General features: G+C 67.2%; 16 protein-coding genes. 10 read left to right on the top strand and 6 right to left on the bottom strand.

Annotated elements, in window-relative coordinates:
* Window positions 1–2: 2 nt before the first annotated feature.
* Window positions 3–2324 carry a DUF1631 domain-containing protein gene (locus ACZK13_RS03545; protein ID WP_032130089.1) on the bottom strand — a complete coding sequence of 774 codons (2322 nt, stop codon included), beginning with the start codon at window positions 2322–2324 and terminating at the stop codon, window positions 3–5.
* Window positions 2325–2655: 331 nt separating this feature from the next.
* On the opposite strand from ACZK13_RS03545, the gene ACZK13_RS03540 reads away from it, so the two are divergent.
* The 4 genes from ACZK13_RS03540 to ACZK13_RS03525 are packed head-to-tail and all read left to right on the top strand — an operon-like array spanning window position 2656 to window position 5525.
* The gene (locus ACZK13_RS03540; RefSeq protein ID WP_478482268.1) at window positions 2656–3237 is read left to right on the top strand and encodes a nitroreductase family protein; all 582 of its coding nucleotides are present in this window, start codon (window positions 2656–2658) and stop codon (window positions 3235–3237) included.
* Window positions 3234–4184: a 5'-3' exonuclease gene (locus ACZK13_RS03535; RefSeq protein WP_478482267.1), complete on the top strand. Its 951-nt coding sequence runs from the start codon at window positions 3234–3236 to the stop codon at window positions 4182–4184. The genes ACZK13_RS03540 and ACZK13_RS03535 overlap by 4 nt, the downstream gene beginning before the upstream one ends.
* On the top strand, window positions 4181–4735 hold the full coding sequence (locus ACZK13_RS03530; RefSeq protein ID WP_010481791.1) for an NUDIX hydrolase: 555 nt from the start codon (window positions 4181–4183) through the stop codon (window positions 4733–4735). The genes ACZK13_RS03535 and ACZK13_RS03530 overlap by 4 nt, the downstream gene beginning before the upstream one ends.
* Window positions 4728–5525, top strand: a complete 798-nt coding sequence (locus ACZK13_RS03525) for an N-formylglutamate amidohydrolase (protein WP_478482266.1) — start codon at window positions 4728–4730, stop codon at window positions 5523–5525. The genes ACZK13_RS03530 and ACZK13_RS03525 overlap by 8 nt, the downstream gene beginning before the upstream one ends.
* 65 nt (window positions 5526–5590) lie before the next feature.
* On the opposite strand, the gene ACZK13_RS03520 is transcribed toward ACZK13_RS03525, so the two are convergent.
* A complete protein-coding gene (locus tag ACZK13_RS03520) occupies window positions 5591–7006 on the bottom strand; it encodes an MFS transporter (protein ID WP_125895501.1) in 1416 nt (471 codons plus the stop codon).
* A gap of 105 nt (window positions 7007–7111) precedes the next feature.
* Between ACZK13_RS03520 and ACZK13_RS03515 the strand changes: the two genes are divergently transcribed.
* The gene (locus ACZK13_RS03515; RefSeq protein ID WP_478482507.1) at window positions 7112–7996 is read left to right on the top strand and encodes a LysR family transcriptional regulator; all 885 of its coding nucleotides are present in this window, start codon (window positions 7112–7114) and stop codon (window positions 7994–7996) included.
* A 139-nt stretch (window positions 7997–8135) separates the two neighbouring features.
* On the opposite strand, the gene pip is transcribed toward ACZK13_RS03515, so the two are convergent.
* Window positions 8136–9077, bottom strand: coding sequence for a prolyl aminopeptidase (pip, locus tag ACZK13_RS03510; RefSeq protein ID WP_032130095.1), 942 nt, complete (start codon window positions 9075–9077; stop codon window positions 8136–8138).
* Between the two features lie 48 nt (window positions 9078–9125).
* Window positions 9126–9983: a peptide chain release factor N(5)-glutamine methyltransferase gene (prmC, locus tag ACZK13_RS03505; RefSeq protein ID WP_346487219.1), complete on the bottom strand. Its 858-nt coding sequence runs from the start codon at window positions 9981–9983 to the stop codon at window positions 9126–9128.
* A gap of 350 nt (window positions 9984–10333) precedes the next feature.
* Between prmC and ahpC the strand changes: the two genes are divergently transcribed.
* The 5 genes from ahpC (at window position 10334) to ACZK13_RS03480 (ending at window position 15298) form a co-directional block, all read left to right on the top strand.
* Entirely contained in the window at window positions 10334–10897 is a 564-nt protein-coding gene (ahpC, locus tag ACZK13_RS03500; RefSeq protein ID WP_004144811.1) for an alkyl hydroperoxide reductase subunit C, read from the top strand.
* 225 nt (window positions 10898–11122) lie between these two features.
* The gene (gene ahpF / locus ACZK13_RS03495; RefSeq protein ID WP_478482265.1) at window positions 11123–12715 is read left to right on the top strand and encodes an alkyl hydroperoxide reductase subunit F; all 1593 of its coding nucleotides are present in this window, start codon (window positions 11123–11125) and stop codon (window positions 12713–12715) included.
* 85 nt (window positions 12716–12800) lie between these two features.
* Window positions 12801–13763, top strand: a complete 963-nt coding sequence (locus ACZK13_RS03490; protein ID WP_032129919.1) for a LysR substrate-binding domain-containing protein — start codon at window positions 12801–12803, stop codon at window positions 13761–13763.
* A 123-nt stretch (window positions 13764–13886) separates the two neighbouring features.
* Complete coding sequence (gene rnk / locus ACZK13_RS03485; protein WP_005408156.1) at window positions 13887–14291, top strand: nucleoside diphosphate kinase regulator; 405 nt, start codon at window positions 13887–13889, stop codon at window positions 14289–14291.
* A 50-nt stretch (window positions 14292–14341) separates the two neighbouring features.
* Window positions 14342–15298, top strand: a complete 957-nt coding sequence (locus tag ACZK13_RS03480) for a transaldolase (RefSeq protein ID WP_478482264.1) — start codon at window positions 14342–14344, stop codon at window positions 15296–15298.
* 568 nt (window positions 15299–15866) lie between these two features.
* Here the strand turns inward: ACZK13_RS03480 and msrA are convergent.
* Together msrA and ACZK13_RS03470 are read right to left on the bottom strand one after the other, a co-directional pair.
* Complete coding sequence (gene msrA / locus ACZK13_RS03475) at window positions 15867–16532, bottom strand: peptide-methionine (S)-S-oxide reductase MsrA (RefSeq protein WP_279943243.1); 666 nt, start codon at window positions 16530–16532, stop codon at window positions 15867–15869.
* A gap of 30 nt (window positions 16533–16562) precedes the next feature.
* Window positions 16563–16826, bottom strand: coding sequence for a putative signal transducing protein (locus ACZK13_RS03470; protein WP_285303320.1), 264 nt, complete (start codon window positions 16824–16826; stop codon window positions 16563–16565).
* Window positions 16827–16843 lie beyond the last annotated feature (17 nt).

Genomic DNA, 16843 nt, shown 5'->3' with positions numbered 1-16843 from the left:
GCTCAGTGCAGTGTTGCGCTGCCCGGGTCCAGCCGATCGATCACACCCTGCATCGCGCTGTCGAAGGCGCCATCGTCGACGTGAGCGCGCAGGCGGCCCAGCCGCACCATCACCGCCAGTTCTTCCGGCGAGGCCACGCAGAAGCGCACGCCGCGGCGGTTGACGAACAGCAGGCGCGAGGAAATCGGGCTGACCCAGGACAGCTTGCCGGCCTGCACCTTGCCGTCCTTGTCGACGAAGTCCAGCCAGTTGCCGATTTCCATGCGGCGGAAGCGGTCGGCGTCGGCGTTGTCGAAATCGTCGGCGTCGATCTGCCCGCCGAGCTCCACCGCTGGCGACTCAGCCACCGGCGGCGCCGGCAAGGCGACCTGCGGCAGCTCCGGCAGCGCGCGCTGCAGTTCCGGTCGCGATTCCGCAATGCCCTGCAGGGTGTCGTGCAGGGCGTCGATGGCACCGGTGGCGGCATCGCCGTGCACGCCGACGCTGGCAAATACCTTGGCCAGCACCGGCTGCCAGGCCTGCAGCCACGGCTTGCCGACGATCTGGCGGCGGGCCTCGGCCACTTCCTCCAGCAGGCCGTCAGCCAGGCTCAGTGCCTCGGCCACCGACGCGCCCTCCTCGCCCTCGCGCAGCAGCGCCAGGGTCAGGTGGTGCTGCCATGGCTGGCGCAGGAACTCAGCGATGGCCGGCGGGAGGGTGGCATCGCCGATGCGGCGATCCAGTTCGGCACCCGCCCGGCTGCGGGCCATTTCCAGCTTCTCCTGGCCGCGCTGCGTTTCGGCGGCACGGCGCTCGGCGATTTCCACGCGGCGGCGGTGCTGCACGAGGAACTCGCGGAATTCTTCTTCCAGGGTCAGGAAGATCGCCAGGTTCTCGTTGAACTCGGCCACCAGGCGCTCGATGATTTCCTCGACCTTGGCCATCAGCATGCGCTCGGCCTGGCTTTCGCCGGTATTGCCCTCGCAGGCTTCGGCCAGCGAGTTGAGCAGCTTGCGGGCCGGGTGGGTCTTCTGCACGAACATGCGGCGGTCGAGCATCGCCACCTTGACGAAGGGCACCACCAGGCGGCCGATCAACTCGCGCGAACGGCCCTCCAGCTCGCGTTCGTCCAGCATCACGTCGAACAGCATGCCAACCAGATCGATCGCATCTTCGTCCTGCGGGTCCAGCCGGGTCTGGCCAGGATCGACGCCGAGACGGGTGGCGCTGGACAGCACTTCACTCTTCAGCCGCTGCGCCAGTGATTCGCCGTCCTCGCCGATGGCCGCACGCAGGGTGGCGCTGGGCGTGGCCTGCAGCAGCGACAGCACCGACATCATCTCGCGCTGGCTCAACGGGCGGTGCTGGCCAACCGCGACCTGCGCTGCCGAGGTGGCGTCCTCGCGGACATGACGGGTCTGCTGCAGCAGCTCATGCAGGGCCTCCAGCAGCATTCCCTGCTGGCCGGCATACGCCTCGCCGTTGCCGGCATCCTCGCTCCCGAGGTGCTGCTGCATGTGGCCACGGCGCTCGGACCAGCGCGCAGCGAAGCGCTGTGCCCAGGCCGGCGCGGCCTGTTCATCATCGCTGAATTCGGATTCGAAGCCCGCCGCGTGGCGCGGCTCGCCCAGATCGTCCGACCCGGGCGCCATGCGCGGGTCGGGCGCGGCAGACAGTGGACGCCGCGGCGCCCCCATCTGCGACATCACGCCAGCGGCGGCCAGCTGCTCGTCCAGCTTCTCGTAGATGCGGCCCACCGGCGCGCGCAGGTCGCGCTCGCACAGCTTGATCAGCACCAGGTGCACTTCCGGCGCCAGTTCGCAGCCGGCAAAGGCCTCATGGATGGCCACGCCCAGGTGTTCGGGGCTGACCGGGTTGTGGTCGGCGTCCAGCTCGGCGCCGCCGATCAGGCGGCCGAGGCGGCGGTCCAGCCGCGCCAGCACCGGCTTGAAGTCACGCAGCAGCACGGTGGCGAAATTGCGCACCGCCAGCCGCGATTCCAGTACATGTTCAGCCAGCAGGCTCAGGCCATCCTCGGCCGGCCCGGACAGGGTGGCTTCGGCCGACAACGGCTCGCCACTGGCCAGTGCATCCCAGGCCCGCTGCAGGTGGCCGGCGAAGGCGGCGGCGATGTCCTCACGGCGACGGCGCAGCTCGCGCATCGCATCCAGGAACAGCAGCTGCGACGAGCCAGCATTGCCGGCGCGGTCGAACAGTGCATCGTCGAAACGCGCCAGTGCGGCCCCGAACGCCTGGCACAGCGCCGGCAGGACCATGTCCCGGGCACGCTGAAGCTGGACCGGGTCACGGCCCGGCGATCCCATCGGTGTGGGCGCGCTCATCATTCGGGAAGGCTCCCCACCTTCTCTGGTACGACAGACAGCATGGACATCGCGACGGCCGGCACACCCCATGTGCCGGTACGTCGATGGTAGGCCGGCCAGCCCGTCACGGACAGTGAAACAGTCCTCACTTCAAACCTCATGACCGGCGGCCCGGCAAGATAGATATCGTAAGCCGTGCGAGGCCCACGAGGCGAGAGGAAGCGGTCGTCCCTTTCCCGCCAGTGGCATGATGTTCATCACAGTTTGATATTCAGGGGCGGGACGCGACACAGACGGCGTCATTGACCACCCCGACTATAATCAAACACCCGTGATGACCGGTTCAGACTCCATGCCCGACCCCGCTGCCCTGCTTGCCCTGGATGCCCGCCGCTCGGTGCCCTCGCGGCAACTGGGCGAGCCCGGACCGGATCCAGCCACCCTGCAGCGCATGCTGGCCTCGGCCGTGCGCGTGCCCGACCACGGCAAGCGCGTACCGTTCCGCTTCCTGAAGATTGCCGGCGATGCACGTCACACTCTGGGCGACTTCCTGGCCGAGCGCAGCCGCCAGCGCGACCCGCATGCCGGCGAGGCGGTATTCGAGAAGGACCGCCAGCGTTTCAGCCATGCGCCGCTGGTGATCGTGGTGGTCGCCAGCCCGCGCCCGGACCCGAAGGTGCCCGAACAGGAACAGCTGATGACCACCGGCTGCGTCTGCTTCGCCCTGCTGCAGGCCGCGCAGGCGCTGGGCTTCGGTGCGCAGTGGCTGACTGCATGGATGGCCTTCGACCCGGTCGTGCAGGCACATCTGGGCCTGGCCGAAGGCGAAGGCATCGCCGGCTTCATCCACATTGGCACGCCCAAGGCCGATGTACCCGAACGCGAGCGCCCCGATCCGGCGGCCCTGCTGCGCGACTGGACGCCACCGGCATGACCCTGCCGGCTCCGCCGCCGTCGCTGTACCTGGTTGATGCCAGCATCTACGTGTTCCGCGCCTGGCATTCGCTGCCAGACCAGTTCCAGGACGCGCAGGGCTGGCCGACCAACGCCGTGCACGGCTTCGCCCGCTTCCTGCTGGACCTGCTGGAGCGCGAGCGCCCCCAGCACATCGCCATCGCCTTCGACGAAGCGCTCGACAGCGGCTTCCGCCATCGCCTGTACCCTGCCTACAAGGCCAATCGGGACCCGGCGCCGGAAGCGCTCAAGCGCCAGTTCGTACACTGCAAGGCGCTGTGCGCGGCGTTGGGCCTTGCGGTGCTTGCCCACCACGAATACGAAGCCGATGACCTGATCGGCAGCGCCCTGCACGTGCACCGTGGCAGCCACCGCGGGGTGATCATCTCCGCCGACAAGGACCTGTCGCAGCTGCTGCTGGATCACGACGAGCAGTGGGACTACGCACGCAACCAGCGTTGGGACGTAACCGGAGTGAAGGCGCGGCACGGCGTGCACGCGCACCAGATCGCCGATTACCTGGCACTGTGCGGCGATGCGGTGGACAACATTCCCGGTGTCAGTGGTGTCGGCAGCAAGTCCGCCGCCGTGCTGCTGGCCCACTTCGGCAGCATGGATGCGCTGTACGAACGCCTGGACGAAGTGCCGTTCCTGCGCCTGCGCGGCGCGGCACAGATGGCGGCGCGCCTGCGCGAACAGCGCGAGCACGCCCAGCTCTGGCGCCAGCTGACCACCATCGCGCTGGACGCGCCGCTGGACGGCAGCCAACCCGGTCTGCTGCGCCAGGCGGCCGACCCGGAGCTGCTCGGTGGCCTGTGCCAGACCCTGCGCTTCGGCCCGATGACCCGCCGCCGGCTGTTCGATGCCGCCGGTGTGGCCGACCCCGTTCCCACTCCATCCTTTTCCAATTCCAGCGAGCCCGCATGAGCCAGCGCAACACCGAAGCCCCGCGTGTCGTCTATGAAGGCAAGTACCAGCGCATGCTGGTGCGCGGCACCTGGGAATACAGCGAACGTACCCACGCCGGTGGCCTGGCCGCAATCATCATCGCCGTCACCCCTGAGGACAAGGTGCTGTTCGTCGAGCAGTTCCGCGTGCCGCTGCAGGCACCCACCATCGAGATGCCGGCCGGCCTGGTCGGCGACATCCACGCCGGCGAATCGATTGAAGTCTCGGCCGTGCGCGAACTGGAAGAAGAAACCGGCTGGACCGCCGATCACGCCGAAGTGCTGATGATCGGCCCGACGTCGTCCGGCGCCAGCAGCGAGAAGATCGCCTTCGTACGCGCTACCGGCCTGCGCCGGATCGGCGAAGGTGGCGGTGATGACAGCGAGGACATCACCGTGCACGAGATTCCACGCAGTGAGGCCGCGGCCTGGCTGGTGCAGAAGATGGGCGAAGGCTACGAGCTGGACGCCAAGCTCTGGGCCGGCCTGTGGATGATCGAGCACCACCTGGACGGGCGCCCGCGTGGCTGACGCCGACCTACATGCGCTGCCGGCGCTGCTCGGCGCCGATGATCCGGCAATCTACGCGATTCACCGGCCTCAGGGCGCTTCGCCGTACCTGCTGCTGGCCGACCATGCCGGCCAACAGGTGCCGGGTACCCTCGCCGGCCTGGGCTTGCCACAGGCCGAACTGGATCGCCACATCGGCTGGGACATCGGCATTGCCGGCACCACCCGCGCACTGGCCGAACGGCTGGATGCCTGGGCGATCGAACAGACCTATTCGCGGCTGCTGATCGACTGCAACCGCCCACTGGCCTCGCCGACGCTGATTCCGGAAGTAAGCGACCACACCGTGGTCCCGGGCAATGCCGGTCTGTCAGTGGCACAGCGGCAACAGCGCATCGATGCGATCCACGCGCCGTACCACGCACGCATCGACGCCGAACTGGACGCACGCCGCGATGCCGGTCGCCCCACCCTGCTGGTGATGATGCACAGCTTCACGCCAGCGATGAACGGCATGCAGCGGCCGTGGCATGCCGGCGTGCTGTACAACCAGGACACGCGCTTTGCGCATGCACTGCTGCAGGCACTGCGCGACGAAGGCGACCTGGTGGTGGGTGACAACGAACCCTATTCAGTCAGCAGCACCAGCGACTACGCGGTGCCGGTGCATGGCGAAGGCCGCGGGCTGGTGCACGTGGAACTGGAGATCCGCCAGGACCTGATCGCCGATGCCGCCGGGCAGCAGGCATGGGCGGAGCGGCTGGCGCGGATCTTCAGCGCGCTGCAGCCGCAGTTGCTGGCATTGGGTTGAACGCGCGTGGATCCATCCCGGGTTGGTAGTGCCGGCCGCTGGCCGGCAACCTCAGGGTAGTTGGGTCATTGTGTTTGCCGGCCAGCGGCCGGCACTACCACTACTGTTGCCGGGCGCAGGCCCAGCGCGATCACCACGCCGAGCGCGGCGAACAGCGCGGCGCCGTACTGTGCATTGACCATGCCCTGCAACGCATCAGGGCTGGTTGCCGCCTGCGTGCCGCGCGCGGCGTTGGCGACCATCACCAGTACCGCCAATCCCAAGGCGCCGCCGATCTGCTGGGCGGTGGCCGCCATGCCGGACGCGACGCCTTGCTGCGGACCCGGCACGCCCTGCCCGGCCACGATCCACATCGCCGTCCAGCTCATGCCCTGGCCGACGCTGAGCACCACGATGCCCGGCAACAGCGGCCAGTAGCTGGCGCCATGCGGCATCGCCAGCGCCACCGCGGCGATGCCGACGGCACCTGCGGCGAAGCCCCAGGCCAGCACCTGCCGTGGCGAACGGCGCCGCAGCATGCGTTCGGCAATACGGATGCCGAAGGTGCACACCAATGTCGGCAGCAGGAAGGCCATACCGGCCTGCAGCGGGCTCCAGCCATAGCCATCCTGGAAGTAGAGCGCCAGGAAGTAGTACTGCACGCCATAGCTGCTCATGAAAGCGAAGGTCAGACCCAGCGCGGCGCGGAGGCCGGGCAGGCGCAACAGCGAAAACTGCATCAGCGGGTCACGGCTGCGCTTTTCGATCTGTACGAACACCGTCAACAGTACGGCTGAAAGCAGCAGGCAGATGAGCGTAGCCGGCGCCGTCCAGCCCCACTCCGGCCCTTGCACCAGGGTGGTGACCAACAGGCTGCCGCCGGCGGTGACAGTGAGACAACCGGCCAGATCGAAGGAACGGCCCTGCACGCGTGGACCATCGGACGGCAGCCATGTACCGGCCGCGACCGCGCACGCCGTGGCCAGCGGCACGATCACCGCCAGCACCGCCGGCCAGCCGAACGCCTGGGTCAGCACGCCGCCGAGCAGCGTGCCCAGCGCCAGGCCCACCGCACTGGCCATGCTCCAGATCGCCAGCGCACGATTGCGTACCGGGCCTTCGGCGTACAGCGTGTTGATCAGCGCCAGCGTGGCCGGGAACAGCAGCGCCGCCCCGACGCCTTGTGCGGCGCGCGCGATGATCAACAGCGTGGCGTTCGGCGCCAGCGCGCCGAGCAGCGAGGCCAGCGCGAACAGCAGCATGCCCAGCCGGTAGAAGCGGCGGCGGCCGATCAGGTCGGCGGCACGGCCACCCAGCAACAGGCTGCCGCCGAACGCCACGGTGTAGGCACTGACCACCCATTGCAGCTGCTGCGCGTTGATCTGCAGCGCGCGGCCCATGTCATGCAGGGCAACGAAGATGATGGTGGCATCCAGGGCGATGATCAGCTGGGCGGTGGCCAGCAGGGTCAGCGCCCAGCGCGGGTATTTGAGGGGAGGCATCGGCGGTCTGGCGCGGTGGGGGAGCGCAGTCTCATTGATGCTAGCCAATCAATAAACCCCTCCCCGACCATATCTGTCATGATTTTCGGCATGAATGGAGCCTCGATGGACCTCAATGCGGTGCGCATGCTGGTGCAGGTGGCCGAAGCGCGCAGTTTCACCGTGGCCGCCGGCCAGCTGGGCCTGAGCCAGTCCGGCCTGTCGCGCGCGATCGGAAGGCTGGAAGCCACGCTGGGGGTGAAGCTGCTGCAGCGGAACACCCGCAATGTGGCGCTGACCCCGGATGGCCGCCAATTCGTCGAACAGGTGGCACCGCTGCTGGCCGGCCTGGACGATGCCGAGCGGCAACTGGCCGACCGTCCGTGCACGCCCTCGGGCACGTTGAAGATCAGTGCGCCGTCGATGTTCGGGCGCAAGGTGCTGGTGCCGATGCTGGCGCCGTTGCTGCAACAGCATCCGCAGCTGCAGGTGGAAGCGGTGCTCAGCGACCGTCTGGTCGATCTGGTCGAGGAAGGCTTCGATGCCGCGCTGCGCACCGGCGTCATCGCCGACCAGCGCATCGTCGCGCGGCCATTGCGACCGCTGCGCTGGGTGACGGTGGCCAGCCCCGCCTATCTGGCCCGTTGCGGCGCACCGGACGATGTGTCCGCGCTGCAGGATCATGCCTGCCTGGCGGTGCGCAACCTGCGCAGTGGCCGGCTGGTGGACTGGCAGCTCCTGCAGGACGGGCAACTGCGCGAGTTCACGCCGCCGACGCGGATTGTGTTCGACAGCGGCGATCCGCTGGTGGAAGCGGCCATCGCCGGTATCGGCATCGTGCAGGTGATGGATTTCGCCGTGGCCGACGCCTTGGCCGATGGCCGCCTGCAGCGCGTGCTGCAGCCGTTCGAAGGCCGCAGCCGCGAACTGTCGTTGATCTACCCACCGTCGCGCCAGCATTCGCCGAAGCTGCAGGTACTGGCCGACGCGTTGCTGGCCGGGCAGTGGTAGCGCCGGCCGCTGGCCGGCGTCTGCGCGCATCCAACCGTTTCCGGGTTGCCGGCCAGCGGCCGGCACTACCAGGCTGCGGTAGATCCACGCCATGCGTGGATGAGGGCCGGTAGCGCCGGGCATGGCCCGGCGTTACCGATCAGGCGAAGCTATCGGTGGCGCGCACCAGTGCGTCCACGTTCTCGGCTTCGAACGCCGAGTGGCCCGAGGCCGGCGTGATTTCCAGCTTCGCCTTCGGCCACACCTTGGTCAGGTCCCAGGCGTTGGCCAGCGGGCAGACCACGTCGTAGCGGCCGTGCACGATCACGCCGGGAATGTCAGCGATGCGGTGCGCGTCGCGCAGCAGCTGGTCTTCCACCTCGAAGAAGCCGCCGTTGACGAAGTAGTGGTTCTCGATGCGGGCAAACGCCAGCGCAAAATGCGGGTCTTCGTGGCTGTTGATGAAGTCATCATCGACGTGCAGGAAGCTGGTCGCGCCTTCCCACACCGCCCAGGCTTTGGCCGCTTCCAGGCGGGTGGTTTCGTCTTCGCTGGTCAGGCGGCGGTGGAAGGCCGAGATCAGGTCATGACGCTCCACCGACGGAATCGGCTTGAGGTAGTGCTCCCACGCATCCGGGAACAAGCGGTTGGCGCCTTCCTGGTAGAACCATTCCAGTTCCCAGCGACGCAGCATGAAGATGCCGCGCAGGACCAGTTCGGTCACGCGCTGCGGGTGGGTTTCGGCATAGGCCAGTGCCAGGGTCGAACCCCAGCTGCCGCCGAACACCTGCCAGCGATCAACCTTGAGGTGCTCGCGCAGCTTCTCGATATCGGCGACGAGGTCCCAGGTGGTGTTGTCCACCAGGTCCGCGTGCGGGGTGGAACGGCCGGCACCGCGCTGGTCGAACAGGATGATGCGGTACTTGGACGGGTCGTGGAACTGGCGCATCTTGTCGCTGCAGCCGCCGCCCGGGCCACCGTGCAGCATCACCACCGGCTTGCCGTCCGGGTTGCCGCACTGTTCGAAGTACAGCGTGTGGCGGTCGTCGACCTTCAGGGTGCCGACGTCGTAGGGGGTGATGGCGGGGTACAGCGTACGCATGCTTGCAGCTCCAGGGTGATGCCCTGCCGGGGCAGGAGAACCTCCATTCTAGGCCGGACGCCGGCCCAGGGTGATGCGGTCGCGCTGCTCCAGATCCTGCACGGTCTGTACTTCCGCAAAACCCGCCGCATCGAACAGCGCGCGGATCGCCGCGCCCTGATCCCAACCGTGCTCGATCAGCAGCCAACCGCCGGGCAGCAGATGGGCCTGGCCACCGTCGACGATGCGGCGGATGTCATCCAGCCCGTCCACGCCGGAGGCCAGCGCGGTGGCCGGTTCAAAACGCAGGTCGCCCTGTGCCAGGTGCGGATCATCGCTGGCGATGTATGGCGGGTTGCTGGCAATCAGGTCGAAGCGTGCACCCTGCAGTGGCGCATACCAGTCGTGCCCGCCCTCGGCGAAGCGGACGTTGCGCAGTTCATGGCGCGCAGCATTGCGCGCGGCCACGGCCAGCGCGCCCGGGCTGGCATCGGTAGCCAGCACCTGCGCTTGGGGCCGTTCGGTGGCCAGTGCAAGTGCAATCGCACCGCTGCCGGTGCCCAGGTCAGCCAGCTGCAGCGATTGGTCTGGCGGCAGCCGCTCCAGCGCCAGCTCGACCAGCAGCTCGGTTTCCGGACGCGGGATCAGCGTGGCCGAGTCGACCTCCAGGTCCAGCGTCCAGAAACCGCGGCGGCCGGTCAGGTAGGCCACCGGCTCACCGGCCACGCGGCGGGCCAGCAACGCTTCGAAGGCGGCCAGGTCGGCGGCGGCCAGCGGATCGGTGGCATGCGCGAACAGCCAGCTGCGCGGGCGCTCCAGCACATGCAGCAGCAGCAGTTCGGCCTCGTGGCGGGCCTCGACGCCGCCGAGGCGGGCACTGGCCTCGGCCACGATCTGGCGCAGGGTGGGTTCGGTTTGGGAAAGCATGCCGCAATTGTAGAGCGGAGCCCATGCTCGGCTGCTTCTGCCGCAGTCGAGCTACACATCCACAGGTCCGCAGTCGAGCATGACTCGACTCTACAAAAGGCTGCAATCCGTTCAGGTTCTGCCCGAGCAGATAAGGAGGGACTATTGGCCCTATTCAGCCGTTCCGGAAGATTTTCCTTGTCACACAGGCAGTTGCAGGATGAAAGCGTCCGGGTTCAGTGCCTGCTCAGTGCATTTTGATAGACTACATCTATCAAATAGATGCAATCAATGGATTGTTCTTATCGATAGCGAGTCGGTACTCTAGGTCCTGTCGATTCACCCACTCCCCTTCACCCAGAGGAAAAACGATGTCCCTGATCAACACCCAGATCCAGCCGTTCGAAGCCAATGCTTACCTGAATGGCGAGTTCATCAAGGTTTCCGACAGCACCCTGAAGGGCCAGTGGTCGGTCCTGATCTTCATGCCGGCCGCCTTCACCTTCAACTGCCCGACCGAGATCGAAGACGCCGCTGACCATTACGCCGAGTTCAAGAAGGCCGGCGCCGAGGTCTACATCGTCACCACCGACACCCACTTCTCGCACAAGGTGTGGCACGAAACCTCGCCGGCCGTCGGCAAGGCCCAGTTCCCGCTGGTTGGCGACCCGACCCACCAGCTGACCAACGCCTTCGGCGTGCACATTCCGGAAGAAGGCCTGGCCCTGCGCGGCACCTTCATCATCAACCCGGAAGGCGTGATCAAGACCCTGGAGATCCACTCCAACGAGATCGCCCGTGACGTCTCCGAAACCCTGCGCAAGCTGAAGGCTGCCCAGTTCACCGCCGCCAACCCGAACCAGGTGTGCCCGGCCAAGTGGAAGGAAGGCGAGAAGACCCTGACCCCGTCGCTGGACCTGGTCGGCAAGATCTAAAGCGGTACCGGCCTGCCGTGGCCCCACGCCACGGCGCGCCTTTCATCCCCGTGCCGGTCCCCCCACCGGCGTGGGGGTGAACCCAAGACAGCCAACGCTCGCCCGCCTTGGCCAGCCAGCCCCTTCCACGGTCGCTGTCTTGGGTTCACCCCTACCCCCTGCTGGTCCGCTACCTTCTACAGCGGTGCCACGCCCCCTGTTTGCCTGAAGCCAGGAGATGACCCGATGTTGGACGCCAACCTGCAGTCGCAGCTGAAGACCTATCTGGAGCGCGTGACCCGCCCGATCCAGATCACCGCGCACGCCGACGACGGCGCCAAGTCGCAGGAAATGCTGGAACTGCTGCAGACCCTGGACAGCCTGTCGGACAAGATCTCGCTGCAGGTGCTGCGCGATGGCCAGGGCCGCGTGCCGTCCTTCGACCTGAGCACCCCGGGCCAGGATATCCACCTGACCTTCGCCGGCCTGCCGATGGGCCACGAGTTCACCTCGCTGGTGCTGGCGCTGCTGCAGGTCGGCGGCCACCCGTCCAAGGCCACCGCCGAGCTGATCGAGCAGGTGCAGAACCTGGAAGGTGAATACAAGTTCGAAACCTACTTCTCGCTGTCCTGCCAGAACTGCCCGGACGTGGTGCAGGCACTGAACCTGGCCGCGGTACTCAACCCGCGCATCCAGCACGTGGCCATCGACGGTGCCCTGTTCCAGGACGAAGTCGAGCAGCGCGAGATCATGTCGGTGCCGACCGTGTACCTCAACGGTGAAGTCTTCGACCAGGGCCGCATGACCCTCGAGCAGATCGTGGCCAAGCTGGACACCAATGCCAGCAAGCGCGATGCCGAGAAGATCGCCGCCAAGGACGCTTTCGACGTGCTGGTGGTCGGCGGTGGCCCGGCTGGCGCGGCAGCGGCGATCTATGCCGCACGCAAGGGCATCCGCACCGGTATCGCCGCCGAGCGTTTCGGTGGCCAGGTGCTGGACACCATGGCGATCGAGAACTTCATTTCGGTGAAGGAGACCGAAGGCCCGAAGCTGGCCACGGCGCTGGAACAGCACGTGCGCGAGTACGAGGTGGACATCATGAACCTGCAGCGCGCCAGTGCGCTGGTGCCGGCCGGTGAAGACGGCCTGGTGCAGGTGCAGCTGGAAAACGGCGCGGTGCTGAAGTCGCGTTCGGTGATCCTGTCCACCGGCGCACGCTGGCGCCAGATGAACGTGCCGGGCGAAGACCAGTACCGCAACAAGGGCGTGGCCTACTGCCCGCACTGCGATGGTCCGCTGTTCAAGGGCAAGCGCGTGGCGGTGATCGGCGGCGGCAACTCCGGCGTGGAAGCGGCCATCGATCTGGCCGGCATCGTGTCGCATGTAACCCTGCTGGAGTTCGATTCCAGCCTGCGCGCCGACGAAGTGCTGCAGAAGAAACTGCGCAGCCTGGCCAACGTCACCGTGCTGACCAGCGCACAGACCACCGAAGTGCTGGGCGACGGCAGCCGTGTCACCGGCCTGGTCTACAAGGACCGTGTCGGCGGCGACGCCCACCGCGTCGAGCTGGAAGGCATCTTCGTGCAGATCGGCCTGCTGCCCAATACCGAGTGGCTGAAGGACACCGTGGCGCTGTCGCCGCGTGGCGAGGTCGTCATCGATGACCGCGGCCAGACCAACCTGCCGGGCGTGTTCGCTGCTGGCGATTGCACGACGGTACCCTACAAGCAGATCATCATTGCCATGGGCGCCGGTTCGACCGCCGCACTGAGCGCGTTCGACCACCTGATCCGCTCGTCGGTGAGCAGCAGCAGCGGTGCCGTTGCTGAAGCTGCCTGATCCATCGTTCCCAGATCACCGGGAATATTGTCTGCCTGTCGGGTAACCATGCCGTCAGCCGGTCCGTTACCCCTGGGGTGTAAGGATGAACCTACGTGATCTGAAGTACCTGGTAGCCCTGGCCGACCACAAGCATTTCGGCCGGGCTGCCGCCTCCTGCTTCGTCAGCCAGCCGACGCTGTCCACGCAGATCCGCAAGCTGGAAGAAGAGCTGGGCCTGCCGCTGGTGGAACGTGCACCGCGCAAGGTGATGCTGACCCCGGCCGGCCAGGAAGCAGCAGCACGGGCACGGGTGATCGTGTCCGAAGTGGAACAGCTGAAGGAAGCGGCACGTCGCAGTCGCGATCCGGAAGCCGGTACGGTGCGCCTGGGGATCTTCCCGACCCTGGGCCCGTACCTGCTGCCGCATGTGATTCCGCGCATCCGCGATCGCTTCCCGGAGCTGGAACTGCTGCTGGTCGAGGAAAAGAGCGATGTGCTGCTGGACCGCCTGCGCGAAGGCAAGCTCGACGCTGCACTGCTGGCCCTGCCGGTGATCGACGACCAGCTGCATGCCGAGTTTCTGTTCGAGGAACCCTTCCTGCTGGCCGTATCCGGGCGCCACCCGCTGGCCCGTCGCGAACACCTGGACGTGCAGGAGCTGGCCACGCAGAAGCTGCTGCTGCTGGAAGATGGCCATTGCCTGCGCGATCAGGCACTGGAAGTCTGCCGCCTGTTCGGTGCCAACGAGAAGTCCGAGTTCCGCGCCACCAGCCTGGAAACCCTGCGGCAGATGGTCGCCGCCGACGTCGGCATCACCCTGCTGCCAAGCCTGTCAGTGCAGCCGCCGGTGCCGCGCTCGAACAACATCCGCCTGCTCGACTTCACCGGCGAAGGCCGCCCCAGCCGCCGCATCGCCATGATCTGGCGCCGCAGCTCGGCCATGAACGACTTCCTGATGGAGCTGGCCGATCAGTTCAAGCGCCTGCCGCAGGCGCTGTTCACCCTGGAAGCGGTCAACGCCGCCGGCGACACGACCGCCCTGCCCGGCCCCGCGCTGAACGGCTGAACCCCCGCAGCACCGGCCTGGAATCGGCAGGAGTCGATTCCGGTCGCATTTGTCCCCACAATACAGTCAGGCGGCGCCAGCAGGTGCCGCCTTTTGCATGGCTTTCAACCAAGGAGCTTCACCATGAGTACCGCCAGCGGCCTGCCGCCGTCGATCACCGTTTCCACCTTCGACATGGACCGCCTGGACGCCATGCTCGAATCCCCTGCGCTGAGCCAGACGCCTGCCGCGCTCGCGCTTGCTGAAGAACTCAACCGTGCCACCGTGCTGGCACCGGACCAGATTCCCGAAGGCATCGTCATGATGCATTCGCGCGTGGAGTGCGAAGATGAAGTGTCGGGCGAGAAGCACGTCCTGACCCTGGTCTTCCCCCGCGAAGCCAACGTCGATGAAGGCAAGGTTTCCGTGCTGGCCCCGGTCGGCAGTGCCCTGCTCGGCCTTTCGATCGGCCAGAGCATCGACTGGAACGCGCCCGGCGGCCGCAAGCTGCGCCTGCGCGTGACCGCGGTCCACAACGACCGCCCCTGATTACCGCTGCGCACCGCGCGCGATTCGATCCCCCTGCACCAGGAGCCGTAATGAGTACCCCGTCCAAACTGTCCCAGCTGCGCGAACTGTCCGTGGTCGTTGCCGATACCGGTGACTACGAGGCGATCAAGCGCCTGCAGCCGGTGGACTGCACCACCAACCCGACCCTGGTGAAGAAGGCGCTGGACCTTCCGGTCTACGCCGAGCTGATCGAACGCGAACTGGCCTGGGGCCGCCAGCAGAGTGGCGACCGCGAAGCCGTGGTGCACGCCGTGGCCGACCGCCTGACCATCGGCGTCGGCGCGCTGCTGAGCACGCTGGTGCCGGGCCGCGTGTCCACCGAAGTGGATGCCGACCAGGCCCACGACACCGCTGCCACCGTAGCCAAGGCCCGCCAGTTCATCCAGATGTACGCCGATGCCGGCGTGCCGCGCGAGAAGATCCTGATCAAGATCGCCGCGACCTGGGAAGGCGTGGAAGCCGCGCGCATCCTGCAGGCCGAGGGCATCGACTGCAACCTGACCCTGATCTTCAACCCGACCCAGGCGCTGGCCTGCAGCGAAGCCGGCGCGTTCCTGATCTCGCCGTTCGTCGGCCGCATCCTGGACTGGTACGTGGCCAACGGCCAGACCCCGGCCAACATCGATGAAGACCCGGGCGTGAAGTTCGTGCGCGGCGTGTATGCCGAATTCAAGCGCCGCGGTTCGCCGACGGTGGTGATGGGCGCCTCGTTCCGTTCGACCGCGCAGATCGAAGCGCTGGCCGGCTGCGACCGCCTGACGATTTCGCCGGACCTGCTGGAGAAGTTGGACGCCGACCACGGCGAGCTGCCGCGCAAGCTGGTGGCCGGTGCGGCGGATGGCGTGCCCGTGACCCCGATCGACGCGGCGAAGTTCGCGGCGGATCTGGCGGCCGATCCGATGGCGACCGAGAAGCTGGCGACCGGCATCGATGCGTTTGCCAAGGATCTGCAGGCGCTGCGCGAGCGCATTCGTTCGGAACTGTGATTCCGGCGAACGGCTGAGCCCCTCGTGGCGGGGGCTTGGTCGCGTTGAAGCAAGAGCGAAAGCCGCGCTGGGTCGGGCGGGTTGGGTTCGCGGGAGACGCCGTGAATCCGTCCCTGGAGGCTTGGCCGCCGCATCCATGCGGCGGACACTCCCGCGAACCCAACCCGCCCGCCCTCTGACAGTTTCCGGCGGCCGCCCGCCACGGATGAAAGAAAGAAGAGCAAAGCGGGTCGCGCGCTTCGCTTGCTCGCAGCCGAGCATGGCTCGGCTACAAGGGCAATGCACGATCAAACAAAAAGGACGCGGCGAAGGCCGCGTCCTTTTTGTTTTCTTTCAGTTCGTCAGTAACCCATGCTCTTGCCCACCGTCACCGGGAAACTCTCGGAGGTGGGGCGGTGTGGGTTGGCAGGACCGTTGGCGCCATGGATGGCGCCATCGAGCCCCCAAGGACGGGTTTACGGCGCGTCCTGACAACCCACACCGCCCCGCCCAACCCGCAGAAACGCAGAGCCGCTTTGGCTTTGGCTTCTGCCGTAGATTCTGCCCGCCGCAGGCGGACCACCGCGCGTCAGCGCGGCGCCTCCACATCCAACCCGATCGGGCAGCTCACCCCGGTGCCGCCGATACCGCAGTAGCCGTTCGGATTCTTCGCCAGGTACTGCTGGTGATAGTCCTCGGCGTAGTAGTACGCCGGTGCCGGGTACTCGATCTCGGTGGTGATCACCCCGTAGCCGGCTGCGGCCAACTGCGCCTGGTAGGCCTCGCGGCTGGCCAGCGCGGCAGCGTACTGCGCCTCGTCGGTGGCGTGGATCGCCGAACGGTACTGGGTGCCGGTGTCGTTGCCCTGGCGCATGCCCTGGGTCGGGTCGTGGCTTTCCCAGAACAGCTGCAGCAGCCGCTCCAGGCTCACCACCGCCGGGTCGAACACCACCTGCACCACTTCGGTGTGGCCGGTCAGGCCCGAGCACACCTCTTCATAGGTCGGGTTCGGGGTGATGCCGCCGGCATAGCCCACCGATGTGCTGTACACGCCCGGTTCGGTCCAGAACTTGCGCTCGGCGCCCCAGAAGCAGCCCAGCGCGAAGCGGATCTGCTGCAGGCCGGCGAAACGGTCCTTCAGCGGATGGCTGTTCACGAAGTGCTGGTTGCTGTGCAGCGGCAGCGGTTGATCGCGCCCCGGCAGCGCCTCTTCCGGGCGCGGCAGGCGCTGCTTGAAGGCGCCGATGCCGAGGATGCCCTGGCCAATTCCCAACATGATGCGCTCCTACGCCGGAAGGCCGGCTATGTCGTCTGCATCGGAAATGGGGGCGTCCGGCGCCTGGCCCAAGTCCAGCGCCGCCACGATGTCCTCGGCCTGCGGCCGTGCCGCATCAGGGATGCCCACCCGCAGCACGCCGAACAGCGGCAGCTCGCCCATGCCACCCAGCAACGACTCGCCGAACACGAAGGCCGGGATGCCGGCATCCTCCAGCGCGTGCTTGACCAGGTGGGCGTCGAACAGGTTGTCGGCCTTGTACACGATGTGCATGCGGCAGCTCCGTGGGA

It is taken from the genome of Stenotrophomonas sp. 99219_Sma, from assembly GCF_056480785.1.
This window is presented reverse-complemented; position numbering and strand designations above follow the sequence as displayed.

What these genes read in the sequence shown, in the direction of transcription:
- ACZK13_RS03545 (WP_032130089.1), bottom strand. Translation starts at nt 2,324, where the DNA reads ATGATGAGCGCGCCCACACCGATGGGATCGCCGGGCCGTGACCCGGTC.
- ACZK13_RS03540 (WP_478482268.1), top strand. Translation starts at nt 2,656, where the DNA reads ATGCCCGACCCCGCTGCCCTGCTTGCCCTGGATGCCCGCCGCTCGGTG.
- ACZK13_RS03535 (WP_478482267.1), top strand. Translation starts at nt 3,234, where the DNA reads ATGACCCTGCCGGCTCCGCCGCCGTCGCTGTACCTGGTTGATGCCAGC.
- ACZK13_RS03530 (WP_010481791.1), top strand. Translation starts at nt 4,181, where the DNA reads ATGAGCCAGCGCAACACCGAAGCCCCGCGTGTCGTCTATGAAGGCAAG.
- ACZK13_RS03520 (WP_125895501.1), bottom strand. Translation starts at nt 7,006, where the DNA reads ATGCCTCCCCTCAAATACCCGCGCTGGGCGCTGACCCTGCTGGCCACC.
- ACZK13_RS03515 (WP_478482507.1), top strand. Translation starts at nt 7,112, where the DNA reads ATGGACCTCAATGCGGTGCGCATGCTGGTGCAGGTGGCCGAAGCGCGC.
- pip (WP_032130095.1), bottom strand. Translation starts at nt 9,077, where the DNA reads ATGCGTACGCTGTACCCCGCCATCACCCCCTACGACGTCGGCACCCTG.
- prmC (WP_346487219.1), bottom strand. Translation starts at nt 9,983, where the DNA reads ATGCTTTCCCAAACCGAACCCACCCTGCGCCAGATCGTGGCCGAGGCC.
- ahpC (WP_004144811.1), top strand. Translation starts at nt 10,334, where the DNA reads ATGTCCCTGATCAACACCCAGATCCAGCCGTTCGAAGCCAATGCTTAC.
- ahpF (WP_478482265.1), top strand. Translation starts at nt 11,123, where the DNA reads ATGTTGGACGCCAACCTGCAGTCGCAGCTGAAGACCTATCTGGAGCGC.
- ACZK13_RS03490 (WP_032129919.1), top strand. Translation starts at nt 12,801, where the DNA reads ATGAACCTACGTGATCTGAAGTACCTGGTAGCCCTGGCCGACCACAAG.
- rnk (WP_005408156.1), top strand. Translation starts at nt 13,887, where the DNA reads ATGAGTACCGCCAGCGGCCTGCCGCCGTCGATCACCGTTTCCACCTTC.
- ACZK13_RS03480 (WP_478482264.1), top strand. Translation starts at nt 14,342, where the DNA reads ATGAGTACCCCGTCCAAACTGTCCCAGCTGCGCGAACTGTCCGTGGTC.
- ACZK13_RS03470 (WP_285303320.1), bottom strand. Translation starts at nt 16,826, where the DNA reads ATGCACATCGTGTACAAGGCCGACAACCTGTTCGACGCCCACCTGGTC.